Here is a 25281-nt window from a genome sequence, read left to right as displayed (position 1 = left end):
GCCGCATTATCCGGCACTTGCGAATTGACTTGCGGCAGCGCCCGGGCGCATGACGGGTGACACCCTTCATGCCCTGTTCACACGGCATGTGAGATCACGTTCCCATCGCCGCAACGGGCGGACAACCACATCGCGAACCGCCCGCGAGGGCGTCGCGTTTTGCCGTGTCGAGGTTCTGCCGTGACTGTCTACCTGCCGATCGCAGAGCTGTCGGTGAACATCTTCATCATTCTGGGCATGGGCGCGGCCGTGGGCTTTCTCTCGGGCATGTTCGGCGTCGGCGGCGGCTTCCTGATAACGCCGCTGCTGATCTTCTACAACATTCCGCCGGTGGTGGCGGTCGCGACCGGCGCCAACCAGGTCGTCGCCTCGTCGATTTCCGGCGCGATCACCCATTTCAGGCGCGGCACGCTCGACATGAAACTCGGTTCGGTCCTGCTTGTCGGCGGGCTTGCAGGCGCGACGGCGGGTGTCTGGGTCTTCTCGTGGCTGAGGCGTATCGGACAGCTCGACCTGTTCATCTCGTTGCTCTACGTCGTGCTGCTGAGCTCGATCGGGGCGCTGATGCTGCAGGAAAGCGTCCGGGCGATGCGCCGGGCGAAGAACAACAATCCGCTGCCGATCAAGCGTCCCGGCCAGCACAACTGGGTGCACCGGCTGCCGCTCAAGATGCGGTTCAAGAAATCGAGGATCTATCTTTCCGCCGTCCCGATCGTCGGGCTTGGCTTCGGCATCGGCGTGCTAACCTCGATCATGGGCGTGGGCGGCGGCTTCATCATGGTGCCGGCGATGATCTATCTCCTGCGCATCCCGACCAACGTGGTCGTCGGCACCTCGCTGTTTCAGATCATTTTCGTGACCGCCTATACGACGATGGTGCAGGCGGCGACCAACTATTCCGTCGACATCGTGCTGGCGACGATCCTGATGGTGGCGGGCGTGATCGGCGCGCAATACGGGGTTCGCGTCGGGCAGAAGTTGCGCGGCGAACAGCTGCGCGCGCTCCTGGCGCTGCTCGTGCTTGCGGTCGGCATTCGTCTGGCGGTCGGGCTGATCGTCACGCCGGACGACGTCTATTCGGTCGCGGTCGGGGGGATGTCCTACTGATGCGCCGTTTTCTCCGCACCGCCCTCCTGCTGCCGCTCCTGGCGCTCGCCTTCCCGGTCGAGGCGCAGGTGCCGTTCGGGCAGGCATCGGGCGTGAAAGAAGGGCTGGAGATCGGCACTTCGACCAGCGAAATCGCCATCGCCTCGGATTTCCGCGGCGCCGACCTGACGATCTTCGGGGCGCTCACCAATGCCGACGAGCTGTTCCTGGCGATCGGCCAATACGACGTGGTGGTGACGCTCGAAGGGCCGAAGGACTATGCGACGGTGCGCAAGAAGGAGCGCGTCTTCGGGATCTGGATGAATACCGAGGGGCTGACCTTCGAACAGGTGCCGGAAAGTTACTCGCTCGCCAGCACCAGGATGATCGACAGCATCGACGAGGCGCCAAGCCTCAACAATATCGGGGTCGGCATCGACCACCTGGCGCTGAACCCGGTCGGCTACATCCCCGATTCCGGCATGATCGGCGAGTTCCGCGACGCTTATCGGCGCCTGAAGCTGTCGAACGGGCTTTATCAGCGCGACACGAGCGGCGTGCGCTTCGTCTCGTCGAGCCTGTTTCGCGCTTCGCTGAAACTGCCGGCCAATATCCCGGACGGGATGCACATGGTGCGCGCCTACCTGTTCAAGAGCGGCCAGCTGATCAACCAGCGGGAAATGCCGCTGCGGGTGGTCAAGACCGGCATCGAACAGGCGATCACCGACGCCGCCCACGACCGGCCGCTCGCCTACGGTTTCCTCTGCGTGCTGATCGCGATCATCACCGGCTGGGGCGCCAGCATCGTCTTCCGCAAGGACTGATCATTCCGCCGCATCGGCCGCCGCCGCGTTGCGGGCGACGACTTCGAGATAGGCGGCGCGCAGGCGGTCGAACACGGAAGGTTTGCCCGGATCGCGCGGCGCATGCAGATGCAGGACGCGCAGTTCGGCCATGAACTCCTCCCACAGCGGCCGACCACCCTCCTCCAGCAGTTGCGCGCGGATCGACAGCTCTTCGGACACCGGCATGAAACGGCGGCCCCAGGCGCCCATTTCCGCAAAGATCGGCACCAGGCGGATCGACATCTCCGTGAGACTATAGATCCCCTTCTGCTTGTGGCTGGGGTCGTCCTCGCGGGAAAGCAGGCCCCGCTCGACCAGCCGCTTCAGCCGGTCGGCAAGGATGTTGGACGCGATGCCTTCCTCGGAATTCTGCAGCAGTTCGCGAAAGTGACGGCGATTGCCGAACATGATGTCGCGGATGACGATCAGGCTCCAGCGGTCTCCCAGAACCTCCAGCGTCAGATTGATCGGGCAACCCGACCGATACGTGTCGTTCATTTTTTTCTCCAATACCGCTTGCATTCTACAATCAGTTTAGTTAGCTTTCAACTGCTTGTTTTTTGCAACTGGTTTAAACGCGATGGAGGATGACATGAGAAAGCTGGTGGTCTGGAACCTGATGAGCCTCGACGGTTATTTCGAGGGGGAGAAGCCGTGGGATCTCGCCTTCCACAACTATGCCTGGGGGCCGGAACTGGAAAAGCTCTCCGAACAGTTCGGCGAGGAAGGTGACCTCCTGGTGTTCGGCCGCAAGACCTACGAGGGCATGGCGGCCTATTGGCCGACCGCCGACGAAGGCAGCAAGGTCAAGAACTACATGAACAATATCGCCAAGATCGCCGTGTCGAAGACGATCAAGGACGCCCCTTGGAACAATAGTCGGGTTGTCGCCGATCCGGTTGCCGAGCTCACCAGGCTGAAAGGCGAGGGCGGCAAGACGATCTTCATCTTCGGCAGCGCCGAACTTGTGGCCTCGCTGATGAAAGAAGGCCTCATCGATGAATATAGACTGTGCATCGCGCCGGTGCTTCTCGGTTCTGGCAACCCGCTCTTCAAGAAGGCCGAACAGCAGACCGAGCTCAAGCTGCTGAGCTCGAATGCGGCGGCCAACGGCGCCGTGATCCTGACTTACGCGGTGGGCAAGGCGGCCTGACGTCGCAGGCGATGGACCGGCTGCGCTGCGCGGCCGGATCTTCACATCTGCGCCGCCTTCTCCCTTCGGCTAATTGCGCCTTACCGAGCGCGATATATGGTCGCCGTTCCAGGGAGAAGGACGATGACCGATACGGACTGCAAAGCACCTGCGGAGCGGGAAAACGAGGGCGACGCACTTTCGTCGCGCCCCGCCGGGGAGCCTGTCGGCATGGCCTGCCGGGACGGCATCACTCTCCACGGACACTTCTGGCAGGCACGGTCCCCGACCATCGGCAGCGTCGTCGTCAATCCGGCAACCGGGGTGCTTGCCCGTTATTACCACTATTACGCCGACTTCCTGGCGGGCGAAGGTTTCGATGTGCTGACCTACGACTATCGCGGCATCGGCCTTTCGCGGCCCGAAAGCTTGAAGGGATGCCGCTATCGCTGGCGGGAATGGGGCGAGCAGGATTTCGACGCGGCGCTGAGGTTCATGGACGTGGGCCGGCCGGGGCAACCGCTTTACGTGGTCGGCCACAGTATCGGCGGTTACCTGCCTGGGCTTTCGCCGACGGCCAACCGCGTCGACCGGATGCTGACCATGGGGGCGCAATATGCCTACTGGCCGGACTATGCCAGCGGCCATCGCCTTCGGCTGTTTCTGAAATGGCATGTGGTGATGCCGGTGCTGACTGCCGCCTTCGGCTACTTCCCAGGAAAGCGTCTCGGATGGCTGGAGGACCTGCCGGCGGGCGTGGCGAACGAATGGAGCTTTCGCGGCGCACGGATGGAAACGACCCACCCGGCAGCCGAACGAGGCGATGTGTTGCGGCGGTTCGAAGCGGTGACGGCGCCGATCCTGGCGGTGACGATGTCGGACGACGACATCGGTACGGTGTCGGCAATCCGGCGCACGCTCTGTTATTATCGCAATGCCCCGGTGACGCAGGTGTTGCTGAAGCCGGAGGATTACGGCCTGGCCGCCATTGGACATTTCAGCCTGTTCCACTCCCGGCACCGGGAAGGCTTCTGGCAGGATAGCCTTCGCTGGTTGCGGGACGGCATCAATCCCTGGCCCGGCCATGTGATGGCGTCGTAACGCCCCGGGCCTGCGGCTTGCGCTGGATCAACGAATGATCCCGGGCAGCTGCGATAATGTCACCAGATTAAAAGGAGGCACAGATGTTCAAACATGTTCTCATCCCGACCGACGGCTCTCCGCTTTCGACCAGCGCGCTGGAAAAAGCGCTCGACTTCGCACGCGAGATCGGCGCGGAAGCCACGGTTCTGGTGGTGATGGAACCGTTGCAGGTCCTGACGCTCAATCCGACCGGCATGGAAGTCGCCTACGCGGAATACGACCGCCAGAATAACGAGGCGGCCGACGGCATTCTCGTCGACGCGAAGGAAGCGGCGAAACAACGGCTGGTCGCCTGCGAAACGGTAAAGCTTGGCAGCCTCGATCCGGCGAGCACCATCGTCGAGACCGCCGGCACCTACCATTGCGACGTCATCGCCATGGCCTCGCACGGCCGCTCCGGTTTTAAGGCCTTCATGCTCGGCAGCGTGACGATGAAGGTGCTGGCGCATTCCAAGACGCCGGTGCTGGTCTATCGGTGAGATCTGGTCTACGCCGGCGCTGGCTGCGGATGTTCGTTCAAAACCGGCCGGTCATGCGGTGCTTTACACCTTCGATATTGCGGCGCACAATACTCCCTTGGCCCGGGGGACAGCGAATGATGACCGTATTTGAAGGCCTAAAAGGGGAACTCGCCGCCGGCACGACAGTCTTGGCGCTGGTCGACTACAATGTCACCGAATTTCGCGACGGCGACAGTTGCCGTTATGTCGGGCGCGTTCGCACCAAACCGTCCATTCTGCGAACTGCACTGAACTCTCCGAGCCTCCGGCTCGGCGGTCACCGCATAACCCTCAATGCGGTCGAGCATGAAGATTGGGTATCGTTTCATCTGGACAGGTTTCCCTAAGCGGAACGCTGATTGTTGGATCTGGTGAGATCGTAATCGTCGTCAGTCCAGCCTGTTCGGCGTCGTCAGGGCTGTCGATGATGGATGGCATCCGCGTCCGCGCATGGGGTAGGGCGCCTGGACAGGTTTAAACCAGGCGGTCAGCCGATCAGATTGCCGTAGCGGACCGAATAGATGCGGTCGCGGCCGAGGAGGTGCGCGACCAGGGCCTCGCGGTCGAACAGGCCGTGCATGGCACGGTGACGCAGGTCGAGGCCGCCGGCAAGCACGCCGAAGGCCGGCATGAGGAGGCGGTTTCCGTCGCTGGCGAAACACGGGCGGCGGACGGATTTTTCGCGGCGGCGGACGGTGGCCGACGGATGCAGGTGGCCGGCGATCTCGCCCTTGCTTCCCCCTGGGCCGGAAATCAGGCTCGGCTCGTGGCGGAAGACGAGGCCGCCATGAAAGAGTTCGTCGGTGCAGGTGCCGGGCAGGTCGACCGTGCCGTCCGGATCATGGTTGCCGTTGATCCAGACCCACTCGCGGCCGCGCGCCATGGTCGTGATCAGCGAACGCAGGTCGGCGGCAAGATGCTCCGATCCCTTGCGATCGTGGAAATTGTCGCCGAGCGAGACGACGATCTTTGGATCGTAGCGGGCGATGACGGCGGACAGGATGTTGAGCGTGGCGATCGTGTCGTAGGGCGGCAGCATCATGCCGCGGCGCGCAAAGGCAGCGCCCTTTTCCAGATGCAGGTCGGAGACGACGAGAATGCCGGTTTCGGGCAGGTAAAGACCTCCGAGCGGGTCGCAGACGGCGAGAACGCCGTTCACGACGATCTCTTCCGCACCGGTTGCGGCGGGCCCTCCTGAAATCGTTCGCGCCAAAGCGAGGCGGTGCATCAATTCAATGTCTTCCAGTCCAGCGTACCGCATCAGCCGAGAGCCTCCGCGATCAGTTCGTCGGCGGCTTCCTGCAGCACCGCGTCATGCGCCTCGCCCGGAACGCTCTCCTTGCCGATTTCCAGCATGATCGGAACGGCAAGTGGCGAAACGCGGTCGAGATCGCGGTGGGTGATGTGCCCCCTGATTCGCGCCAGCATATCTCCTAATCGGGCAAGATCCAAAAGACCGGATGCCGCATCCCGCCGTGTCGCCTCCAAAAGCACGTGATCCGGCTCGTGGCTGCGCAGCACGTCGTAGATGAGATCGGTCGAGACGGTGACCTGCCTTCCGGTCTTTTCCTTGCCCGGATGGCGCCGCTCGATCAAGCCGGAAATCACGGCGCAATTGCGGAAGGTGCGTTTGAGCATATACGATTCGTCGAGCCAGGCCTCGAGGTCGTCGCCGAGCATGTCCTCGTCGAAGAGGTCGGAGAGGCTCAAGGCACCGGCGCGGATCATCGCGCCGATATCGTTGAGGCCCCAGATGGCCAGCGAATAGTCGGTGGCGACGAAGCCGAGCGGGCGGGCGCCGGTCCGTTCCAGCCGGCGAGTGAGCAGCATGCCGAGCGTCTGGTGGGCGAGCCGTCCCTCGAAACAATAAGCGATCATGAAGAACCGCTTTCCGCGCGGAAAGGTCTCGATGAGAAGTTCATCCTTGGCAGGCAGCATCGAGCGTTCGCGCTGGATGTTCAGCCAGTCGCGGACCTGGTCCGGCAACACGCCCCAGCGATCGGGGTCGGCGAGCATGCCGCGCACCTGGTCGGCGAGATAGGTGGAGAGCGGAAACTTGCCGCCGGCATAGGCGGGGATTTTCGGATCCAGCGAGAAGGCGTTGGAGACGAGGCATTCGTTCTCGCGGATGCCTTCGAAGCGCAGCACCTTGCCGGCGAACAGGAAGGTATCGCCCTGCACCAGCTGTTCGAGGAAATATTCCTCGACCTTGCCGAGCGACATGCCACCCCGCCCGACCGTGCCCTTTGCCAGCCCTTGGGCATTGCGCTTCACCAGCCGGACATTGAGCTCGGTCGCCTCGACGATTGTGCCGAGGTTCAGGCGGTATTGCTGGGCGACCGCCGGATTGGAGACCCTCCAGCGGCCTTCCTTGGTCTTGCGGATCTTGGCGTAACGCTCATAGGAGCGCAGCGCATAACCGCCGGTCGCAACAAAATCGACGATGCGCTCGAACATCTCCCAGGTAAGGGTGGCATAGGGCGAGGCGCTGGTGATCTCGTCGTAGAGTTCGACCGGATCGAAGGGTTCGGCGCAGGCCATGCCGAGCACGTGCTGGGCGAGCACATCGAGCGCGCCCTCGCCGACCGGGGGCGTATCCTGGGCGCCAAGATAATTGGCATCGAGCGCCGCCTGGCACTCCATTACCTCGAAACGGTTGGCCGGCACCAGGATCGCCTTCGACGGTTCGTCCATCCTGTGGTTGGAGCGTCCGATGCGCTGGGCGAGCCGCGAGGCACCCTTCGGCGCGCCGACATGCACGACGAGATCGACATCGCCCCAGTCCATGCCGAGATCGAGGGTGGAGGTGGCGACGACGGCGCGCAACTTGTTGGCCGCCATGGCGGCCTCCACCTTGCGGCGCTGCCCGGCATCGAGCGAACCGTGGTGCAGCGCGATCGGCAGGTTGTCCTCGTTGATCGTCCACAGCGTCTGGAACAGCAGTTCCGCCTGGAAGCGGGTATTGACGAAGATCAGCGTCGTCTTGTGGCGCTTGATCTCCTCATAGACCTCGGGGATCGCGTAGGTCGAGACATGGCCGGACCAGGGGATGCGGTCCTCGGTGCGCATGATGGTGATATCGGGTGCCGCGCCGCCTGTGACATGCACGAGGCCGGCGGGCGCGGTCGGGTGTTCACCCTGGGGCACCAGCCAGCGCTGCAGGTCCATGGGATCGGAGACGGTGGCCGAGAGGCCGATCGTGCGCATGTGGGGCGCATGCCGGCGGATGCGCGCAAGGCCAAGCGACAGGAGGTGGCCGCGCTTGGAGGTGACCAGCGAATGCAGTTCGTCGAGGACCACGTATTTCAGGTCCTTGAAGAAACGTTCGGCCTCCTTGTTGGCCAGCAGCAGCGCCACCTGTTCCGGCGTGGTCAGCAGGATGTCCGGCGGGTTTAGCTTCTGGCGCTGGCGTTTGGCCTGCGGCGTGTCGCCGGTGCGGTTTTCGATCGAGATGTCGAGGCCCATTTCGAAGACGGGCTTCATCAGGTTGCGCTCGATATCGACCGCGAGCGCCTTCAGGGGCGAGATGTAGAGCGTGTGGATGCCGGTGAAGGCGGAGCCCGGCGCGATCCTGCCGCGGCGGGTGAGGTCGGTCAGCGACGGCAGGAAACCGGCAAGTGTCTTGCCCGCACCGGTGGGCGCGATCAGCAGCATGTTTTCGCCCGATGTGGAGCGCGACAGCAATTCCAGCTGGTGGGCGCGCGGCTGCCAGCCCTTCTCCGCGAACCATTTCTGGAACGGCCGGGGCAGAAGCGCGGCGTCACGGCCGGTAGAGGAGGTTTCGACGATATCCACGCCGCTAAGTTAAGAGAAACCGCGCGAAAAAGAAGGGGCTTGACGCCGGCGCGATAATCGTGGATAAATTTTATCCACGATATGGAGATGAGCGATGAAACTCGGCGACGGTGTCGAACAGGCGATCCACAGCATCAGCATGATGTCCAGCCTTACCGAAGGCGGGGTCCTGTCGGCCGCGGCGTTGGCGGAATTCCACGGGGTTTCGACCAGCTACCTGCTGAAACATCTCCAGGCGCTTTCGGGCGCCAGGCTGGTGGAAACGGTGCCGGGTCCGAAGGGCGGATACCGGCTCGCGAAGAAGCCGGCTGAGATCACGCTTCTCGATATCGTGCTTGCCGTCGAAGGACCGGCGCCAGCCTTCCGCTGCGCCGATATCCGCCAGCGGGGCCCTAACCCGCTGCCGGGTCGGTATTTCACCAAACCCTGCGGCATCAACGCCGCGATGCTGAAGGCCGAAAAGGCCTATCGCGCCGAGCTCGCCAAGGTGACGATCGCCGACATCCTGGCCGACCTCAACGCAACCGACGACGGCGGCATCGCCGCGCGCGGCTGCGCCTTCCTGGAAATCAATGAACGCAGAACCGCCCGGTAAGGGCTATAGGCACGCCGAAGGTGGCCACAACTCAAGGAGAAGACCCATGCAGCCTCGTCTGAATTTCGCCAACGCTTCCGAGGACGCCTATAAGGCCGTTCTGGCCCTGGAAACCTATGTTCAGAAATCAGGCCTCGAACGCCGCTTCATCCATCTGATCAAGCTCAGGGCCTCGATCATCAATCACTGCGCCTATTGCATCGACATGCACGTCAAGGAAAGCCGTCACGACGGCCTCTCCGAGCAGTGGATCAACCTGATGAGCGCCTGGGAGGAATCGCCGATCTATGACGAAAAGGAGCGCGCTCTTTTGACATGGGTGGATTCGGTCACCAGGGTGGCCGAAACTCATGTCCCCGACAGCGCCTATGAGGCCCTGAAAGCGCATTTCACCGAAGAGGAAATGACCAAGATTACAGTCGCGATCGGCGCCATCAATGTCTGGAACCGGCTCTGCGTCGGCTTCCGCGCGATGCACCCGATCGACAAGCCGGCCAGCAGAGCTGCCTGATTGGGGGCCCTCTGGTCAAAGCTTCCGCCTCAATCACCGCGCGACGATATACCGGTCGGAGCGGTGATTGATGGCCAGCACGAGATTGAGCACGACGGCGCCGAGCACCGACCAAGCGACGGTGATGGGCGAAACCACGGCAAAAGCGCAGAGCATGACGCAGAGATCGAAGGCGAGCTGGATGAGGCCTGCCTGGATGCCGAAGCGCTCCTGGATATAGATTGCCAGGATGCCGACCCCGCCGAGCGAGGCGCGGTGGCGATAAAGCCCGAGCAGGCCGTAACCGAGCACCAGGCCGCCGAGCAGGGCTGCCCAGAACGGGTGCAGGTACTGGATCAGGAAGAAATGGCTCTCCAGTTCGGTGATCACCGAGACCAGCGCGATGGCGATGAAGGTCTTCAGCGAGAAGGCGAGGCCGAGGCGCTTGAACGACAGGTAGTAGAACGGCAGGTTGACGATGAAGAACAGCAGGCCGAACGAGATCCCGAACGCATAATGCAGCAGGAAGGCGACGCCCGCCGTGCCGCCGGTCAGAAGACCGACCTCGTTTAAGAAATAGAAGCCGAGCGCCGACACCATGGCGCCGATGAAGAGGCCTTGCCCATCTTCCAGCAGCGTGTGTTGTGCCGGATCGGCGCTGTAAAATCCGAGACCGCGCCTCTGCTGCTCAGCCAATTTGAACCCCTCAGGTTTTCGGTGATACTGCGCTGCAATAAAACCGTCGGCAAGGGTCTTCAAGTGTTCATCGGCGGGCGCGGAAAAAAGCAAGAAACGGCGGGTTCAGCTGCGCTTTTTCGACAGAAACAGAATGCCGCGGATGGGTTTTCCGGCATCCATGCGAATGACGGTGTTTTCCACCTTGAGCAGATCGAAGCCGAAGCGGGAAAGCAGCGCGCGGATATAAGCCTCGCAATGGGCGTAACGCAGGGAATCCCGCAACACAAAACCCTCTCCCTCGCCCGCATCCTCGACCGAGAATGCGAAAAGACCAGCCGGCGACAACAGCTCAAGCACCAGCGGAAAGACGGTTTCGAGCGAGCCCAGATACATCAGCACGTCGGCCGCCGAGACCAGATCGGCGCGGTGGACCGCCAGCTCGCCGAACAGGCCGGTATCGTGCGATGCGAGGCTGAGATCGGACTGGCCGAGATGGTCGTAGAGGCCCTTGGCCTGCGCCTTCGCCAGCATGTTGAGCGAAAGGTCGAAACCTTCGAGGCGCCCCGTCCCCCCACGGATTTCGGCACCGAACAGGCCGGTGCCGCAGCCGAGATCGATCGTATTGCGGAAAGGCCCGTGCGGCATGACCAGCGCCGCCAGCTTGGCGGGCACGCAATAGCCCAGCTTTTCGACGAGCGCCGTGTCGAACCGGTCGGCATAGTCGTCGAACAGGCCTTCGACATATCGGCTCGGCGGCCGGTCGGGCATCTGCTCGGCGCCGATCAGCGCGAGTTTCAGGCGGGCCCCAAACACATCGTCTGGCCGCAGGGCCAAGGTCTGGCGGTAGGCGTCCGCTGCCGTGCCGAGACCGGCCTCGTCGCGATATTCGCCGAGCCGGAACCAGCCGGCGGCCCAGCCGGGTGCCAGTTCCAGCGCCTGTTCGATCAGCTCGGCCGCAGCCGCGAAATCTCCGCCCTCCGCCAGCATGCGGGCGTAATCGGCGCGGCGATCGGCGGTGGCATCGCCCGAGGAGAATTGGCTGGAAAACGGGCTGGGCGGCATGGATGATCCTCGGAGGTGGAGGTTCTTTGCCGAAGCCACAAAAAAACTCAAGTTCTATCTGAGGGGAAACGCTTGCGGTGGCAACGGCTGCCGATTATCTCTCATGGGCAATTCGGAGAAGGACAGGATGGCGGACGGGGTCAACAAGTTCCTGGGCGATACGCCAGGTCGCACGATCATCAAGCTGATCGTGGTGTGCCTGGTGGTGGGTTTCGTGCTGGCATTCTTCGGCTTCACGCCGGACAATATCGTCGACACGATCCGCTACTGGTTCCTGGACCTCTGGTATAACGGGTTCCGGGCGCTCGGCCGGGTCGGCAATTATCTTGTGCTCGGCGCGATCATCGTCATCCCGATCTTCGTCATCCTGCGCCTGATGAGCTACCGCCGCTGACATGACTTCACTGATCAAACCTTCACGGCGGGACCTCCTCGTCTTTTCCGGCATGGCGCTGGTGCTTGCCGGCTGCTCCACCACATCAGTCCTGACCCCGACTGCCGGCGCCGAGGACGAGACCCAGGCAGCCCTTGCGATGGTCAACAGGCTGCGGCAGAACCGCGGCCTGTCTGCGCTGACGCTCGACATGCCGGCGCGCAAGGCAGCCGCCCGACAGGCGGTTCGCATGGCGAAAGCCAATGAGATGAAACACCTGATCGGTTTCGGCGACAGTTTCGGCGCCCGGATGAAGAGCAGCGACGTGGCGCTGCCGGCGGCGGAAAACATTGCCAGCGGGCAGGATACGGTCGCCGCCGCAGTGCATGCCTGGATCGATTCGCCCAAACATCTCGAAAACATGCTCGGCTCCTACCGGGGGCTTGGGGTTGCCATGGCACGGACCTCGGTTGGCGCCCGGCCCTATTGGGCCATGGTCCTTTCCGGCTGACCCATGGAGAGCGGGGGGCGTAACCACGAGACCGGGGTGGCCAGGCCGTTCGACGTGACGCACCGGCTGGTGCTCGGGATTGCCATTCCGATGACGCTCGGCTTCCTGACGACGCCGCTGCTCGGCCTCACCGATACGGCGGTGGTCGGGCAACTGGGCCAGGCGGAAGCGCTTGCGGGTCTGGCGATCGGCGCTATCCTCTTCGACCTCATCTATGGCAGCCTCAGCTTTTTCCGCACCTCGACCACCGGGCTGGTGGCGCAGGCCTTCGGCCGCGGCGACCGCCGGGAACAGCAGGCGGTGTTTTGGCGAGCCTTTCTGAGCGCGCTCGGCCTTGGAGTGATCATGCTGGCGTTCTCGCCACTGATCCTTCGATACGCGCCGGACCTGATGACCAGCGACCCGACCGTTGCCGAGGTGACGCGGCACTATTTCGGTATCCGGGTGCTGACGAGCCCGGCAACCTTCGCCAATTTCGCCATCCTCGGCTATGTGCTCGGGCGCGGCCAGGGCATGCTCGGGCTGACGCTGCAGATCATCCTCAACGGCACCAATATCGTGCTCGCCATCCTGTTCGGCCTGGTGTTGGGCTGGGGTGTGGCGGGCGTCGCCTGGGCGACCGCGGCGGCGGAAGTGACCGCCGTGGTGATCGGCCTCGTCATCGTCAGCCGACAATTCTCCGCCGGCGACCGGCCGACGCGGGCGGACATTTTAGACGCCGCCAAGCTGCGCCAACTCTTCCAGCTCAATGCCGACATCCTGATCCGCTCGCTGATATTGAACGGCGCGTTTGCGGTACTGACCCGCGTCGGGTCGAGCTTCGGGGCGGTGACGCTGGCGGCCAACGCGGTGCTGATGAACATCTTCATGCTCTCGGCCTTCTTCCTCGACGGGCTGGCGGGTGCCGCCGAACAGCTCGCCGGCCGGGCGGTGGGCGCCCAGTACCGACCGTCCTTCGATCGGGCGCTGAAGCTGACTGGCCTCTGGTCTTTCGTGATGGCGGGCGTGGTCGGGCTATTCTTCATCGGCTTCGGCCAGCCGATCATCCAGCTTCTGACCACGTCGGAAGCGGTGCGGCAGGAAGCCTATGTCTATCTCGGCTGGGCGGCGGTGACGGGGCTCACCGGCGCGCTCGCCTTCCAGATGGACGGCGTGTTCATCGGCGCCACCTGGTCGCGCGAGATGCGCAACATGATGCTCGTCTCATTTGCGGGCTATTGCGTCAGCCTCGCCGTGCTCGTGCCGATGATGGGCAATCATGGGCTCTGGCTGTCGCTCAACCTGTTCCTGTTGATGCGCGGCTTCTTCCTGGCGGCCATGGTGCCGCGCAAGGCGCGTCAGAGTTTTGTCCCGGCCCATTGATCGAGGCGGGTGTCCCGCAACTCGCGGACCGAGGAGACTTTTTCCCGATCGAGAAGGCCCGAAAAACCCTTGACGATCGTCGCCGGCAGGCCAGGCCCCTCATAGACCATGCAGGAATAGAGCTGCACGAGGTCGGCACCAGCGCGGATCTTTTCCAGCGCATCCGCCGCGCTCGAGACGCCACCGACGCCGATAACGGCGAGGTCCGGGCCGACGCGCTTGCGCACTTTTGCAAGGACCGCGGTCGAGCGCTTGAAGAGCGGGGCGCCGGAAAGACCGCCCGCTTCCTTCGCCTGGGCCAGGTCCTTCAGTCCATCTCGGGCGAGCGTCGTGTTGGAGACGATCAGCCCGTCGAGCGGATGCGCGGTCGCCTCGGCCGCGATATCGTCCAGGCCCTCCTCCGTCAGATCGGGTGCGATCTTCAGGAAGACCGGAACGGTCCGGCCGTGGCGCAGCGCCTCTTCGGCGCGAGTGGCCAGCACGGCGTCAAGCAGCGCCTTCAGGCTGTCGCGCGCCTGCAGATCCCGCAGGCCCGGCGTATTGGGCGAGGAGATGTTGACGGTGAAATAGGTAGCGAGTGCGTAGAATTTTCGGATGCCGGCGACGTAGTCGGCAACCCGATCGGCCGCATCCTTGTTGGCGCCGATATTGACGCCGACGATGCCCGGCGCGTTGCGCCGCGCGGTCAGGCGCGTGAACGCCGCCTCATGGCCCTCGTTGTTGAAGCCGAGCCGATTGATGACGCCGCGGTCCTCCACCAGGCGGAAGATGCGCGGCTTGTCGTTGCCCGTCTGGGCCTTCGGCGTCACCGTGCCGATTTCCGTAAAACCGAAGCCGAGCTTCAGCATCGCATCCGGCACCTCGGCATTCTTGTCATAACCGGCCGCAAGCCCTATCGGGTTCGGAAACCGAATGCCGGCGACAGTCTGGGCAAGCCGCGGATCGAGGGCCAAGCGGCAGGCGGGCACGAGGCCGGTTTTGAGAGCGGCGATCGACAGGCCGTGCGCAGTTTCCGGATCGAAAACGAAAAGGCTGCGCGAGGCAACTCCTGCAAAGGGGCCGATCATGGCATTTTCTCCGGAAAGGCATGCAGGCCATCGACGCCGATCAGCAGCGGCATTTCCCAAAGGACGGCCGAAACAGGCAGGGTGCCATAAAGATGCGGGAAAAGATCGCCGCCGCGGGAGGCTTCGTATTTCAGCGCCTCGCCGAGACTGGGCGCATTGACCGCGACCAGCATCAGGCCGGCGACGCCGGCAAAATGCAGCCTTGCGGTCTCCTTCGCCTGCGTGCCGGTTGAAAAATGGATATAGCCGTCCTTGAGGTCGATTTCGGCGCCTTCGAAGACACCTTTTTGCTTTGCCTGGCGCCAGAGCGTTTCCGGCACGATCTTGTACACTATATCCGTCATCATCAACTCTCGGGGACCTGCTATCCTCCGACCGTTTGCCGCAAAGCCCGGCGCTTGTCCACCGTTACAGCAGGAGGACCACGATATGAAAGTGCTCGCATTGATGACTTGCGTACTGCTCTTGCCCGTTGCCGCCTCGGCGCAACAAGCGCAGACGAACCGTTTCCAGCTTCAGCGCACCGAGACTGGCATCGTTCGGCTCGATACCGAAACCGGCGCGATGACGCTTTGCCGCGACGAGAACGGCACGCTTGCCTGCCGCATGCAGCCCGACGAGAGGGCAGCCTACGAACAGGAGCTCGACCGGCTGGCCAAACGCGTCACCGCGCTCGAGGAGCGGCTCAGCAACATTCCGCCGGACGCCTTGCCGAAGGCGCTGCCGAGCGATGCGGAAGTTGACCGCTCGCTGTCGATCATGGAGAAGTTCATGCGGCGCTTCATGGCGATCGTCGGTGAGTTTGCGGACGAGCGGGAAGCCGATAAACCACAACCCAATCGTACGTGATCTCCCGCACTTGTTTCGGGTCTTGGAGAGGTTTACAACTTTCTAAGATTCATTGGCACGACTATGCTCTTGGGAGGGGGCGTGGACATGCAGACACTCACGATCATCATAGCAGACGACCATCCGCTGTTTCGCGGCGCGCTCAGCCATTCCGTGCGGGGCATTGGCGAAGAACTCGTGATCATCGAGGCCGGCGATTTCGAGGCAGCGCGGCGCGCAGCCGAAGACAATCCCGATGTCGACCTTATGCTGCTCGACCTTGCCATGCCGGGCGTCAGCGGCTTTTCAGGACTGATGTCGCTGCGCGCCGAATTTTCCGGCCTGCCGATCGTCATCGTCTCGGCCAGCGACGATTGCGCCACCATCCGCAGGGCGCTGGAACTCGGCGCTTCCGGCTTCATCTCGAAATCCTCCGGGCTCGACGATATCCGCGCCGGCATCCAGACGGTGCTGGAAGGCGGCATCTGGGCGCCGAAAGACTACCTCGCCGGACCGGAAGAAGATTCGGGCCTCACCGAGATCATCGAACGGCTGAAGACGCTGACGCCGCAGCAGAACCGGGTACTCTCCATGCTCGGCGAAGGACTGCTCAACAAGCAGATCGCCTATGAACTCGGCGTCTCCGAGGCGACCATCAAGGCGCATGTCTCGGCAATCCTCCTCAAGCTCAATGTCGACAGCCGCACCCAGGCGGTGATCAAGCTCGGCAAGATCAACATGGCGCTGGTGGCCTGACACGGGGCTACGACTGGAACAGGATTTTATTCCTCTCGTCCCTTTACGCGAGGCGGAGGTTCCGTTAAAATTCGGGGTGCGCGCGAGCCGGCAACCCGCTGGAGCGAGGCGTTCAAGAGTCCGGTCGACAAAAGTCGGACCGGTAGGGTTCTGATCGAGAGGTTCGCAGAGCGCTGGATTGTCCGGCCTTGTCTCGCGCACCGGTCACGGGTACGGACGACGATGCTGTCACATGATACGATCTGGAGCGCGATCGATACGCTCGCCCAACGCCACCAGCTAACGCCTTCCGGGCTGGCGCGACGCGCCGGCCTCGATCCCACCTCGTTCAACAAGTCGAAACGGCTCGGGCCGGACGGTCGGCTGCGTTGGCCGTCAACGGAATCAATCGCCAAGGTGCTCGAGGCAACGGGCGCCACGATCGACCAGTTCATGAGCTACCTCCCCGCCGTTCCGGGCCGGTCCTCGATCCCGGAAGGTAATTTCCCGCCGCAGAACGGCTCCATCCCGCTGCTCGGTTTTGCGCAGGCCGGCGCCGGCGGCTTTTTCGACGATGGCGGATTTCCGGCCGGCCAAGGTTGGGACGTGGTGGAGTTTCCGGTCGATCCGTCCCGCAAGGCCGGCGTCTATGCGCTGGAAGTCCAAGGCGAATCGATGATGCCGCTTTATCGCGACGGCGACGTGCTGATCGTCGAGCCCGGCGCCCAGGCGCGCCGCGGCGACCGCGTGGTCCTCAAGACCAAGGAGGGCGAGGTGATGGCAAAAGTGCTCGCCCGCCAGAGCGCCCGGACGGTGGAGCTGGTCTCCCTCAATCCGGAACATCCGAGCCGCACCTTCGACCTGTCCGACGTGGAGTGGATCGCCCGCATCATCTGGGCGAGCCAGTGAGTAAGTGCGTCGGAAACTGCTCCTACCCAGCCATCAATAAAGCCCGTTCGGGAAATAGCGCAGGTAGATATCCTGCAGCCGGCCGTTGCGCGACAGGACGCCGAGCGCCTGGTCGAAGGCGGCAGTCAGGAGCGGGTCGTTCTTGCGGAGCATGATCGACAGGCCTTCGCCGAGGAATTTCTCCGAGAGATAGGGGCCGTCGAAGAGGGCGCAGCATTTCGCCGACCCTTCGCCCGCTACCCAGAAGGGTAGTCTCAGGCCATCTGAAAAGGCGGCATCCACCTTGCCCGTCTTCAGGGCCTCCAGCACCGCCTCGTAGTTGTCGAACGGGGTGGCTGCGATCTTCGGGAAAAAAGCCTTCAGCATCAGCTCATGGGCGGTACCCCTGACGACGCCGACCGGCTTGCCGGAAAGCGCTGCCGCGGTATCGCCGTCGATCCTGGCCTTCAGGTTGCGGGCGAAACGCGCCGGCACGCCGAGATAGGGCCGCGAAAAGGCAAATCGCTGGCGCCGCTCGGGCGTCACGGCCATGCCGGCCATGACCGCTTCGCCGGCGCCACCTTCCAGAGCCTTTTCCAGCTCGTCGAAAGGCAGTGCCTGGATCTGGCACTTCCCCTCGATCTTCAGCTCGGCGCAGATTTCGCGGGCAAGGTCGACATTGAAGCCGGCAAGCCTGCCGGTCTGGTCGGCAAAATTGAACGGCGGAAAATCGATGCTCGTCAGAATGCGAACCCGAACGACAGTGGAAAGATCAGGACGGGCGAGCCGTTCCTTGGCATCGAACATCAGGGGCAGCGGACTGCTGCCTTCGGCAGCACGAGCAGGGACCGCGGCGACAACAATCCCCGCGGTTAGAAGGCAAAGCCGCAGAAGACTGAATAGCCGCTTGATTTTTGGGGACGCGATCATGGGATGCATCTTTATGGTTCAGATCGGCAAAGGGTGCGGCACTGTCTGCGGGCGGTGTAGCAGAGACATGCGCTTGAGGGAATATCCGCTAGCAGGAGATCGCCGAAGCATCAAGGCAAGCGGTACCAAAGGAGAATGTCCCGATGTTCGAAAAAGGCCTAGCCCAGGGGGGACGAGAAGTCTCGGTGGTATCCGCAACCTTACCGTCACGACTCTCTGCGGCCGCTAGGCTCGCGTCCTGGGAGCTACGCCTTTTTAGTTAGCTCGGGTGAATTGGCTTTTGGTCTCGAAAGACGGAAAGTCGCCCTGGGCCTCATGATAAGCTAGAGGGAAGGAGCTATGACCGACATAATCCCCGTCTCGTTCGGCGCGCGCTGGCAAATTCCAGTCTGTCTCATACAGCAGAACAGGGTTAGAACTATATCGGGCCCTGCGGAAGCCATCCGCTACATGCGAACATATTTTGACGAGCAATCCCTCCCGGCCTATTCCCGGGCGTTGGATGTCTGCTTCGCCGCGCTTCGGTGCGAAACGGAACTGGATATCGCGAGAACATTCTTCTTGGCTGCCTATGAAGAAGAATTGGAAGCTCGAGGAGCATTTTCATGCTGAATGGCCTCACCTCGACCAACCCCTTTTTGTAAGGATGACGCAGCGTGGAGGATGCTTTCCACCAATGGGCTTCGCGACTTGTCCAGGCTGCGTCGCGATGCGGCTGCGCCATAGACGTCGGTGAAGACCTTATGGTGAATCCAGACTTCCGCCGCTCATAGCAGCACAGTTCCTCTTCAATCGCATTCGCCAGTGGCTCAACGATCACCGGCATCCTTCCCGTAGCGGCCGCTGTAGATGCTCGGTTTCTTTGCGCGGAACAGAAGCCAGGGATTGACCTTTCCCGGCTTGGTGAGGGTCGTCGGTATTCCTCTTGACGGATAGGAGAAACGATTTCGTTGGGCGAGCGAGATTTCGACTGGAGTGCTCTCACTTTTCATCATCGACACGATCAACAACCTCGGCAGCGACCTGATCTTCCTCGGCCTGGGCGGGGTCCGATGGTCGAGCACGAACGGTGACTGGTCGGCTGGCGCTGGATCGGCGTGCCGCTCCACTGGATGATGACCTCGGTCGCCGCCCGGCGGGCGGTGATGATCGAGCTGCGGTCAAGAGCCTTCTTCCGGAACAAGGCGCCACATCAGCCGACCGGCAAAAGAAGCTGATCCCTCAGCCAGGCGTGGCATGCCGGAACATTTCCGCTCCCCGGGCGTCAGGTAGAAGGTCCTGACAATGGAGGAGACAATGCACACCTACTACCGTTATCACGGCGGCACGCCCCTGCCCGGCGCGCTTATCATCAAGTTCTATCACTCCGGCGACGAGATCCGCGGCTTTATCCGCAAGATCGCCGAGCCCTCCGAAGACGACGCGATTTTTCCGGGAGAGGAAATGGAACCGGAAGCCGCCTTCCGGATGGCCGAGAACAAGAACCGGGGAGCAGACACGCCGCCGATCTTCGTCGAGCTTTCGGAAGGGGTTCAATGGGATCCTGCCTGGGGCAGATTGATGTGATGTCGGAGGCTGAGGCCGCGGCGCCCCGTGTCGTGCCTTCACCGCGCAATTCGAGACTGCGCGTGTGCCACCTCTTCGTGCAGCGGAGAACTGAGATAACCGGTCGCGCCGATCTGCCCCTCCCGCCAAGTCATGGTCCCCGTTAGCAGGGAGGCGAGGATGCTTCGAAGTGGACTATTCACAACGACAGACCTTCCGTCGTATCTACCCCGGCCAGGACAACGCCGCCCCGGTGCATGGCCGAGCCCAGTTGTGATCCTCGTGCTGCTCGGCGGGAAGAAAGACATACGTGGAAAATAAGCAGTCAAATATCAGGGCGGCCGCATGGATGATGACATCCATCGCATTGCTCCTGCTCATGGCCGTCTCGGGTCGTGCCGTAACCCGTGAGATCGACGTTTTTCAGGTGATGGAGATGCGCTCCGTCATCGCCTTCTTCATGCTGCTGCCGCTTGTCCATCGCGAAGGCGGCATCAAGGCGATGCGAACCGGCATCCTGCCAAGCCACATAGGCCGCAACGCTGCCCACTATGTCGGCCAGTTCGCTTGGCTGATGGGGCTTACGTTGATCCCGCTGGCGCAGGTCATTGCCATCGAGTTCACCGCCCCCATCTGGGCAGCTCTGATGGCCGCGGCATTTCTCGGGGAACGGCTGACATGGCGTAAAAGCGTGGCGATCCTGTTTGGTCTGGTCGGCGTGGCACTGATCGTGCGCCCGGGCGCAGCGGCGCTCAACCCGGGTCACCTCATCGTGCTCGGAGCAGCCTTTGTATTCGCCATATCCTTCATCACCACAAAGGCCCTGACACGTTCCGACAGCGCAACGAAGATCATCTTCTGGATGCTCGTCATTCAATCGATCATCGGAATAGTACCTGCCCTGAACGTTTGGGTTTGGCCGTCTGCAGCAACGTGGCCGTGGATCTTCCTGATCGCGTTTACAGGTACATTCGCTCATTATTGCATGGCGAAAGCATTGTTCCATGCCGACGCAACGGTGGTGATGCCGATGGACTATCTGCGCGTGCCGTTGTCGGCCCTCCTTGGTTACCTCCTATATGCCGAAGCCATCGACAGCTTTACGGCGATTGGCGCGGCGCTGATCCTCGCAGGCAACCTTTTCAACCTGCGCCGACCTAACGCCAACCGGATACAGGCCACTCCGTCCTGATGGTCGTCGGCAAAAGCTGCCCTATACCGCGTCCGGGTCGTTCTCCTTGAGCAGATCCCTGGCTGATGCCGGATCATCCGCTATGCCTGTGGGCGGTTTCATTCGCAAGTATCGTAAATAACCGCACACCCCGTCGACGGCAAAACATGCCGATCCTGCATCCTCAGTAGTCTCGAGCGCTTGCATCACGCTCAACCCGCGCGCCGACGACCGGGAACGCCTGCTCGCGCAAGGGCCATCAGCATCGGACCGACAGCGAACTCGCCTCTTTCGGTACGGCGGGTGAGATCGCACAGATAGCCGCCGGCAGAGTTGATGTGCCCTCCCCTCTCGAGAATGCAGGCAATGACGGTCGCGGCATTTTCCCTCCCCATCGCCATACACGCTTGGTCATAGGCGGTAGAACTGACCCCAAGCATGGTACGGACAACACCCGTCGCCTCCATCAGTTCGCGCCAGTTGTCGATCCTCCCGCCCGGCCCGTAGTCTGCGATCTGCGGGCAGGCCTGGAGCACGAGCCCGAGCGGGAAGGATTGCAGAGGTCTTTCGGCTAAACCGCCGTTGCGGGACGCTCTTTCCCTGGCTTGGTTACCTCCGACGGGGCCACTTAGCGGCTGGGGGTCATCCGGGAAGGGGGCGACACACGTGTTCTCCGGGCACGGTTCAGATTCATAATGGTATTTAAGGTTGGAACTCTGTTTGTGGCGCTCAATCTGAGACTCTCTGGGGTCGATTTTTTGCGTTTTTACTCGAATTTCCAATATGTTGATAATCTTGGAGCGCAACATTTCCATCTCCTCCAGAACGGGAGCGATGGTTTTGACGGTAGCGACACGCGGAATCCGCCCCGCCAGCGTTCGGAACATGTCGAGGATCGACGCCCAATCCCCGGGAACACCTTCGTCGAAGGCTGCGGCAATCAGCTTGGCGACGTCACGCCGGCAGACAGTGAGCCGGTCGCGGGCAATCCGCAGCAGTTCCCGATCGGCGACCACCTGCGCGGCCAGGCTTTCGATCTCGGCTGCACGCGCCAGAAGCGGTGCGAGGCTGAAGCCGAACGCCTCGTTGATCTCTCCAGCCCGGCTGCGACGTGCATAACGTTTCCCGTTCGGGCTATCCTTGCGCAGGATCAGACCGGCACCGATGAGAATGGCAAGATGTCGCCTGAGGGTCGCAGCCGTCATGCCACGGGCGCGGAGAGAGAGCTGGGCGTTCGAAGGGAACACGACGAGGCCCCTCGCCTCGGAAATCTCGTCCTCCGGGTAGAAGGTCAAGAGCGCATCGAGCACCGTCAAGGCACGATCGGTCACGCCCAGCGACGGCCGTGCCTCGCAGACGGCTCTGAACAGTTTCCATTTGTTAAGGATAATTCCGGGTTCGATCGTCTCGGCAAGTTGCTGATTTACCAACATGCCAAGCGACATCGCCCGCCGCCCGAAGGGCGTCGTCACATACCTACTCTCCATCTGCCTTCACTTTCGCTAAGGCAAAAGAAATCCGCACGCCCAAACGGCGCCTAAACTCTTGACAGTGATTCGAGGAAATGCGATTCTGGATTTGCTAAGATCTGAGAAGGGCTTCCACGACCATGTCGCTTGGGGGCCTTTTTCTTTTGCGGTTTACGCTCCTTTATTCTGTTGGAATTCAGCAAAGAGGCCCTGGAGCCTCTCCTGCACGAATTGGTCAAACCCCGGCGCGGCCTTGTTATCGAAAACAAAGGTTGCGCTCGATGCGTTCTTCTTGAACTGAACCGGAACTCCGGAAAGTTGCGCGTTGACGGCGGGATGCTTGGTTAATGCCGTCCTTTTGTAGGCCAGCGCTAGTGCCCGATGAAACCGCTCGTCACTTGATAGCGGCGGGGAGTTGTCCGCGGACAACTCTGCCAGAACCATATCAGATTCTACACTCTCGAGGCGCTCCCCCAATTCCAGCCAGCGCCTGCGGCCGATCTCCGGTGCCGCGCCAATGACCGTGATCAGGGCGATCGGCACCTGCCGCGTCACGATCAGCATCTTGGAGAGCGCCGCCTTATCCACACCCAACGCCGCCATGATAATATCGCGGGTAAACCCCCGTTGCTCGAGCCGCAAAGCGAAAAGCGCCCGCTCGATATAGGACAGGTTGGTTCGGGCGCTGTTTTCCTGCCCTTGGCTGACCACCAGCTGATCATCGGTGAGTTCGCGGACAACTGCCCGTACACGGATGCCAAGTTTCTTGACCGCTGCCAGCCGACGATGGCCGTAGGCAACCTGATAGCGGCCTTTCGTCTGCGGGTGGGGCCTCACCAGGATTGGCACCTGCTGGCCATGCTCGCGGATCTGCTCCACTAGCTCGTTCAACTGAACGGCGTCGATCGCCAGTCGATCTTCGACGAAGGACGCGTCGATAAGGCCAGGATCGAGCTCGACGACAATCTGGCCTTGGGCCAGCTGCCGTTCAAGATCGTTCGCCCGTTCGACCTTCTCGGTGATGTTGCCGAGCGTCTTAGTGATTCCGCCAACAGGCGCCGGATTGCGGGCCTGAGGCACAAAGCCTGCGATAGGGCGATTGTCCCTCAGGGCAGTGGGCTCGGGGCGGAGCGAGGTGGACGAGGATATCTCGATGAGGTTTTTTCGTGCCATCTACTTACTTCCTTCTCCACGTGGATCGGATATGGGCCTCGATCTCTGCATTCACCAGATTGAGCGACTCCCATGCCCGATCGTAGGTGCCACGGACAAACAGCGACCTTTCCACTTCGTAGAGCGTTTGCTTCGTCACCCCAGCATCGGCGATGGCTGTCGATTTCAGCATTGCATTCTGAAGCATGCGGTTGCCAAAGATGGCGCGCATGAAGCCTGTCATCTGGCTTTGCGGGCCGTCATTGGGTTCAAATCTGGTGACGAGGTACCGCATCCAGTCGTAACTCGTCCGCCCCCCCGCCCTTTCGACCACGGACATAAGCTCGCTCGTCATGGTCAGGAACTGGGACATCGACATAACGTCGAGCATTTGCGGATGTACGGTGATTAACACCGACGTGGCCGCGCAGAGCGCCGACATCGTCAGGAACCCGAGCTGCGGCGGGCAATCGACGACCACGACATCATAGAGGCTTTCGATCTCGGTAAGCGCCTGGCCGATCCGGGCGAAGAACATCGTTTCCGCAGTTCCGGATGCCATTGCCTTCGGGGTCTCGTGCTCGAACTCCATGAGCTCAAGATTGCCAGGGATCAGGTGGAGATGGGGGGTGTAGGTCGCGCGCACGATATCGGCGATCGGCCGTGGATCTTCATACCGGATCGCGCCGTAGAGCGTCTCTGCCTCGCCGACGTCGAGTTCCGGCTGATGGCCGAACAGGGCCGAAAGGGAAGCCTGTGGGTCGAGATCGACCGCCAGGACGCGGTAGCCTCTCAAGGCCAGATATTGCGCCAGATGCGCGGCAGTGGTCGTCTTGCCCGAGCCGCCCTTGAAGTTCATCACCGACACGATCTGAAGCTTGTCGGCGCCCTTGCGGGCCGGGACGTATTTCGGCGTCCCGTTGCGTTCGTCGAGAACCCGGCGGATCCGATCCATATCTTCCGCACCATAAAGGCGCCGGCCATTGGCAAGCGGGTCCGGGCCGTGCCCCTCGGCTGCGACCTGCCTGAGATAACCCTCGCCGATGCCAATGAAAGCCGCAGCCTCGGCAGGCGAAAAGAGCCGCATCGTCTTTTGGGAAAGAGGCGGGAAGATTTTGGCCTGGTGCTGCTGGAGTTGATAGGACAGCTCCAGCGCGTCTGTTGCCAGAAGGGAAGGAAGATGCTCTTGATCGTCCTGAATAACGGGACTCAGCTGCATTTGATGTTTTCCCGGTTAACTGCGCAATTTCCACAGAAAGCGCTTTAACTGCGCAGTTATATTATGCGCCGATTCGCTACCGATTGACAAACGCTTAACCAACCTGGAATTTGCCTGGCTTTCGGACAATTGCAGCCCTTGATACATCTTTGGTCGCCCTGCAACAGTGATGGGGCGGCCGGATTGGCGTGCCAGCAGTAGTCCGCGGACTACTGCTGGCATCCTCCATGCGGAAGCGTATCCCTAAAATCCGATTTCATCGGTAGTCCGCGGACAACTGCGATGCCTGCGAAAACTCGCAACGTACAGACGGTGCAGCTCAACTCACAACGCGCGGATAAGTGGCTTGATCAAGCTCGATCGTGAACGCGGCGAACGCCGAGACAACCTGTTCCTGTGATATGCCCGTGTGAATGGGGCCGGCTTTGACACCGAGCGGTTGCCATTCGGTCGAAGGCGTCGCGGACTTTGCCCCGCTCATTCGACGGTTGGAGAGGGCGGACCGGGTGAAGAATGGGGCCGGAAAGGCCCTCTCGGGATCAAGCCAAGCAGGTCCGAAGGTTCGCTCCGTTCATATTGAGGAGGAGATTGAGAGCGGGATATCCAGCAGCGGGAACGAGCGAGGAACTTGAAATCTGGAGGCACGGTTTTGGCCGTCAGCCAAAGCCGGAGCGGCCCTCGCAGCCGTGTGTGTGTGCAGACCGC

The 25281-nt window shown here is 62.0% G+C and carries 28 protein-coding genes; 17 read left to right on the top strand and 11 right to left on the bottom strand.

Going from position 1 to position 25281, the window contains the following annotated elements; translation table 11 throughout:
* Positions 1-180: 180 nt before the first annotated feature.
* Positions 181-1107, top strand: a complete 927-nt coding sequence (locus C5L10_RS27705; protein WP_105432289.1) for a sulfite exporter TauE/SafE family protein — start codon at positions 181-183, stop codon at positions 1105-1107.
* Positions 1107-1910, top strand: a complete 804-nt coding sequence (locus C5L10_RS27700) for a TIGR02186 family protein (protein ID WP_105432288.1) — start codon at positions 1107-1109, stop codon at positions 1908-1910. Before C5L10_RS27705 ends, C5L10_RS27700 begins: the two co-directional genes overlap by 1 nt.
* Here the strand turns inward: C5L10_RS27700 and C5L10_RS27695 are convergent, their stop codons facing one another.
* Entirely contained in the window at positions 1911-2429 is a 519-nt protein-coding gene (locus C5L10_RS27695) for a helix-turn-helix domain-containing protein (protein WP_105432287.1), read from the bottom strand.
* 94 nt (positions 2430-2523) lie between these two features.
* On the opposite strand from C5L10_RS27695, the gene C5L10_RS27690 reads away from it, so the two are divergent.
* From C5L10_RS27690 to C5L10_RS33890, 4 genes are all read left to right on the top strand, one after another.
* Positions 2524-3084: a dihydrofolate reductase family protein gene (locus C5L10_RS27690; RefSeq protein WP_105432286.1), complete on the top strand. Its 561-nt coding sequence runs from the start codon at positions 2524-2526 to the stop codon at positions 3082-3084.
* Positions 3085-3207: 123 nt separating this feature from the next.
* Positions 3208-4164 carry an alpha/beta fold hydrolase gene (locus C5L10_RS27685; RefSeq protein ID WP_105432285.1) on the top strand — a complete coding sequence of 319 codons (957 nt, stop codon included), beginning with the start codon at positions 3208-3210 and terminating at the stop codon, positions 4162-4164.
* Between the two features lie 83 nt (positions 4165-4247).
* On the top strand, positions 4248-4685 hold the full coding sequence (locus C5L10_RS27680) for a universal stress protein (protein WP_105432284.1): 438 nt from the start codon (positions 4248-4250) through the stop codon (positions 4683-4685).
* Between the two features lie 116 nt (positions 4686-4801).
* Positions 4802-5053, top strand: a complete 252-nt coding sequence (locus tag C5L10_RS33890; RefSeq protein ID WP_172717214.1) for a hypothetical protein — start codon at positions 4802-4804, stop codon at positions 5051-5053.
* Positions 5054-5193: 140 nt separating this feature from the next.
* On the opposite strand, the gene pdeM is transcribed toward C5L10_RS33890, so the two are convergent.
* Together pdeM and C5L10_RS27665 are read right to left on the bottom strand one after the other, a co-directional pair.
* Positions 5194-5934 carry a ligase-associated DNA damage response endonuclease PdeM gene (gene pdeM / locus C5L10_RS27670; RefSeq protein ID WP_172717215.1) on the bottom strand — a complete coding sequence of 247 codons (741 nt, stop codon included), beginning with the start codon at positions 5932-5934 and terminating at the stop codon, positions 5194-5196.
* Between the two features lie 32 nt (positions 5935-5966).
* A complete protein-coding gene (locus C5L10_RS27665) occupies positions 5967-8501 on the bottom strand; it encodes a ligase-associated DNA damage response DEXH box helicase (protein ID WP_105432281.1) in 2535 nt (844 codons plus the stop codon).
* Between the two features lie 94 nt (positions 8502-8595).
* On the opposite strand from C5L10_RS27665, the gene C5L10_RS27660 reads away from it, so the two are divergent.
* The gene (locus tag C5L10_RS27660; protein ID WP_105432280.1) at positions 8596-9096 is read left to right on the top strand and encodes an Rrf2 family transcriptional regulator; all 501 of its coding nucleotides are present in this window, start codon (positions 8596-8598) and stop codon (positions 9094-9096) included.
* Between the two features lie 46 nt (positions 9097-9142).
* A complete protein-coding gene (locus C5L10_RS27655; protein WP_105432279.1) occupies positions 9143-9607 on the top strand; it encodes a carboxymuconolactone decarboxylase family protein in 465 nt (154 codons plus the stop codon).
* 33 nt (positions 9608-9640) lie between these two features.
* Here the strand turns inward: C5L10_RS27655 and C5L10_RS27650 are convergent, their stop codons facing one another.
* The gene (locus C5L10_RS27650; protein WP_046635608.1) at positions 9641-10282 is read right to left on the bottom strand and encodes a YitT family protein; all 642 of its coding nucleotides are present in this window, start codon (positions 10280-10282) and stop codon (positions 9641-9643) included.
* 105 nt (positions 10283-10387) lie between these two features.
* Positions 10388-11326, bottom strand: coding sequence for a class I SAM-dependent methyltransferase (locus C5L10_RS27645; protein WP_105432278.1), 939 nt, complete (start codon positions 11324-11326; stop codon positions 10388-10390).
* A gap of 127 nt (positions 11327-11453) precedes the next feature.
* On the opposite strand from C5L10_RS27645, the gene C5L10_RS27640 reads away from it, so the two are divergent.
* From C5L10_RS27640 to C5L10_RS27630, 3 genes are read left to right on the top strand one after another with little or no spacing between them, the layout of a single operon-like run.
* A complete protein-coding gene (locus C5L10_RS27640; protein WP_105401683.1) occupies positions 11454-11720 on the top strand; it encodes a DUF6460 domain-containing protein in 267 nt (88 codons plus the stop codon).
* Between the two features lies 1 nt (position 11721).
* Positions 11722-12210 (top strand): CAP domain-containing protein, encoded by a 489-nt coding sequence (locus tag C5L10_RS27635; protein WP_105432277.1) that lies wholly within the window; start codon positions 11722-11724, stop codon positions 12208-12210.
* 3 nt (positions 12211-12213) lie between these two features.
* Entirely contained in the window at positions 12214-13572 is a 1359-nt protein-coding gene (locus tag C5L10_RS27630; RefSeq protein WP_105432276.1) for an MATE family efflux transporter, read from the top strand.
* On the opposite strand, the gene C5L10_RS27625 is transcribed toward C5L10_RS27630, so the two are convergent.
* The gene (locus C5L10_RS27625; RefSeq protein ID WP_105432275.1) at positions 13548-14639 is read right to left on the bottom strand and encodes a quinone-dependent dihydroorotate dehydrogenase; all 1092 of its coding nucleotides are present in this window, start codon (positions 14637-14639) and stop codon (positions 13548-13550) included. The genes C5L10_RS27630 and C5L10_RS27625 overlap by 25 nt on opposite strands.
* On the bottom strand, positions 14636-14986 hold the full coding sequence (locus tag C5L10_RS27620; protein WP_205837100.1) for a DUF952 domain-containing protein: 351 nt from the start codon (positions 14984-14986) through the stop codon (positions 14636-14638). The genes C5L10_RS27625 and C5L10_RS27620 overlap by 4 nt, the downstream gene beginning before the upstream one ends.
* 82 nt (positions 14987-15068) lie before the next feature.
* Between C5L10_RS27620 and C5L10_RS27615 the strand changes: the two genes are divergently transcribed.
* The 3 genes from C5L10_RS27615 to C5L10_RS27605 all read left to right on the top strand — a co-directional run bounded on the left by C5L10_RS27615 (position 15069) and on the right by C5L10_RS27605 (position 17111).
* Positions 15069-15488 carry a hypothetical protein gene (locus C5L10_RS27615; RefSeq protein WP_105432274.1) on the top strand — a complete coding sequence of 140 codons (420 nt, stop codon included), beginning with the start codon at positions 15069-15071 and terminating at the stop codon, positions 15486-15488.
* An 87-nt stretch (positions 15489-15575) separates the two neighbouring features.
* Positions 15576-16223, top strand: coding sequence for a response regulator transcription factor (locus C5L10_RS27610; RefSeq protein ID WP_105432273.1), 648 nt, complete (start codon positions 15576-15578; stop codon positions 16221-16223).
* Between the two features lie 222 nt (positions 16224-16445).
* Complete coding sequence (locus C5L10_RS27605) at positions 16446-17111, top strand: helix-turn-helix transcriptional regulator (RefSeq protein ID WP_105432272.1); 666 nt, start codon at positions 16446-16448, stop codon at positions 17109-17111.
* Between the two features lie 33 nt (positions 17112-17144).
* Here C5L10_RS27605 and C5L10_RS27600 read toward each other — a convergent pair whose 3' ends face one another.
* Complete coding sequence (locus C5L10_RS27600) at positions 17145-18020, bottom strand: transporter substrate-binding domain-containing protein (protein WP_205837099.1); 876 nt, start codon at positions 18018-18020, stop codon at positions 17145-17147.
* A 339-nt stretch (positions 18021-18359) separates the two neighbouring features.
* Between C5L10_RS27600 and C5L10_RS27595 the strand changes: the two genes are divergently transcribed.
* From C5L10_RS27595 to C5L10_RS27580, 3 genes are all read left to right on the top strand, one after another.
* Positions 18360-18632 (top strand): DUF982 domain-containing protein, encoded by a 273-nt coding sequence (locus C5L10_RS27595; protein ID WP_105432271.1) that lies wholly within the window; start codon positions 18360-18362, stop codon positions 18630-18632.
* Positions 18633-19316: 684 nt separating this feature from the next.
* The gene (locus C5L10_RS27585) at positions 19317-19586 is read left to right on the top strand and encodes a hypothetical protein (protein WP_105432269.1); all 270 of its coding nucleotides are present in this window, start codon (positions 19317-19319) and stop codon (positions 19584-19586) included.
* Positions 19587-19914: 328 nt separating this feature from the next.
* Positions 19915-20757: a DMT family transporter gene (locus C5L10_RS27580; protein WP_105432268.1), complete on the top strand. Its 843-nt coding sequence runs from the start codon at positions 19915-19917 to the stop codon at positions 20755-20757.
* A gap of 191 nt (positions 20758-20948) precedes the next feature.
* Here the strand turns inward: C5L10_RS27580 and repC are convergent, their stop codons facing one another.
* The 3 genes from repC to repA all read right to left on the bottom strand — a co-directional run bounded on the left by repC (position 20949) and on the right by repA (position 24576).
* Entirely contained in the window at positions 20949-22223 is a 1275-nt protein-coding gene (gene repC / locus C5L10_RS27575) for a plasmid replication protein RepC (RefSeq protein WP_105432267.1), read from the bottom strand.
* Between the two features lie 153 nt (positions 22224-22376).
* Positions 22377-23378 (bottom strand): plasmid partitioning protein RepB, encoded by a 1002-nt coding sequence (repB, locus tag C5L10_RS27570; RefSeq protein WP_105432266.1) that lies wholly within the window; start codon positions 23376-23378, stop codon positions 22377-22379.
* Between the two features lie 4 nt (positions 23379-23382).
* Positions 23383-24576, bottom strand: a complete 1194-nt coding sequence (repA, locus tag C5L10_RS27565; RefSeq protein WP_105432265.1) for a plasmid partitioning protein RepA — start codon at positions 24574-24576, stop codon at positions 23383-23385.
* Positions 24577-25281 lie beyond the last annotated feature (705 nt).

Origin of the sequence: Neorhizobium sp. T6_25 (assembly GCF_002968555.1) — a bacterium.
In the GTDB taxonomy this organism is placed as follows: Bacteria; Pseudomonadota; Alphaproteobacteria; order Rhizobiales; family Rhizobiaceae; genus Neorhizobium.
This window is presented reverse-complemented; position numbering and strand designations above follow the sequence as displayed.

Coding starts and splice junctions, on each gene's coding strand:
- C5L10_RS27700 (WP_105432288.1), top strand. CDS start 1,107: ATGCGCCGTTTTCTCCGCACCGCCCTCCTGCTGCCGCTCCTGGCGCTC.
- C5L10_RS27695 (WP_105432287.1), bottom strand. CDS start 2,429: ATGAACGACACGTATCGGTCGGGTTGCCCGATCAATCTGACGCTGGAG.
- C5L10_RS27690 (WP_105432286.1), top strand. CDS start 2,524: ATGAGAAAGCTGGTGGTCTGGAACCTGATGAGCCTCGACGGTTATTTC.
- C5L10_RS27685 (WP_105432285.1), top strand. CDS start 3,208: ATGACCGATACGGACTGCAAAGCACCTGCGGAGCGGGAAAACGAGGGC.
- C5L10_RS27680 (WP_105432284.1), top strand. CDS start 4,248: ATGTTCAAACATGTTCTCATCCCGACCGACGGCTCTCCGCTTTCGACC.
- C5L10_RS33890 (WP_172717214.1), top strand. CDS start 4,802: ATGATGACCGTATTTGAAGGCCTAAAAGGGGAACTCGCCGCCGGCACG.
- pdeM (WP_172717215.1), bottom strand. CDS start 5,934: ATGCACCGCCTCGCTTTGGCGCGAACGATTTCAGGAGGGCCCGCCGCA.
- C5L10_RS27660 (WP_105432280.1), top strand. CDS start 8,596: ATGAAACTCGGCGACGGTGTCGAACAGGCGATCCACAGCATCAGCATG.
- C5L10_RS27655 (WP_105432279.1), top strand. CDS start 9,143: ATGCAGCCTCGTCTGAATTTCGCCAACGCTTCCGAGGACGCCTATAAG.
- C5L10_RS27645 (WP_105432278.1), bottom strand. CDS start 11,326: ATGCCGCCCAGCCCGTTTTCCAGCCAATTCTCCTCGGGCGATGCCACC.
- C5L10_RS27640 (WP_105401683.1), top strand. CDS start 11,454: ATGGCGGACGGGGTCAACAAGTTCCTGGGCGATACGCCAGGTCGCACG.
- C5L10_RS27635 (WP_105432277.1), top strand. CDS start 11,722: ATGACTTCACTGATCAAACCTTCACGGCGGGACCTCCTCGTCTTTTCC.
- C5L10_RS27630 (WP_105432276.1), top strand. CDS start 12,214: ATGGAGAGCGGGGGGCGTAACCACGAGACCGGGGTGGCCAGGCCGTTC.
- C5L10_RS27625 (WP_105432275.1), bottom strand. CDS start 14,639: ATGATCGGCCCCTTTGCAGGAGTTGCCTCGCGCAGCCTTTTCGTTTTC.
- C5L10_RS27620 (WP_205837100.1), bottom strand. CDS start 14,986: ATGATGACGGATATAGTGTACAAGATCGTGCCGGAAACGCTCTGGCGC.
- C5L10_RS27615 (WP_105432274.1), top strand. CDS start 15,069: ATGAAAGTGCTCGCATTGATGACTTGCGTACTGCTCTTGCCCGTTGCC.
- C5L10_RS27610 (WP_105432273.1), top strand. CDS start 15,576: ATGCAGACACTCACGATCATCATAGCAGACGACCATCCGCTGTTTCGC.
- C5L10_RS27605 (WP_105432272.1), top strand. CDS start 16,446: ATGCTGTCACATGATACGATCTGGAGCGCGATCGATACGCTCGCCCAA.
- C5L10_RS27600 (WP_205837099.1), bottom strand. CDS start 18,020: ATGATCGCGTCCCCAAAAATCAAGCGGCTATTCAGTCTTCTGCGGCTT.
- C5L10_RS27595 (WP_105432271.1), top strand. CDS start 18,360: ATGACCGACATAATCCCCGTCTCGTTCGGCGCGCGCTGGCAAATTCCA.
- C5L10_RS27585 (WP_105432269.1), top strand. CDS start 19,317: ATGCACACCTACTACCGTTATCACGGCGGCACGCCCCTGCCCGGCGCG.
- C5L10_RS27580 (WP_105432268.1), top strand. CDS start 19,915: ATGATGACATCCATCGCATTGCTCCTGCTCATGGCCGTCTCGGGTCGT.
- repC (WP_105432267.1), bottom strand. CDS start 22,223: ATGGAGAGTAGGTATGTGACGACGCCCTTCGGGCGGCGGGCGATGTCG.
- repB (WP_105432266.1), bottom strand. CDS start 23,378: ATGGCACGAAAAAACCTCATCGAGATATCCTCGTCCACCTCGCTCCGC.
- repA (WP_105432265.1), bottom strand. CDS start 24,576: ATGCAGCTGAGTCCCGTTATTCAGGACGATCAAGAGCATCTTCCTTCC.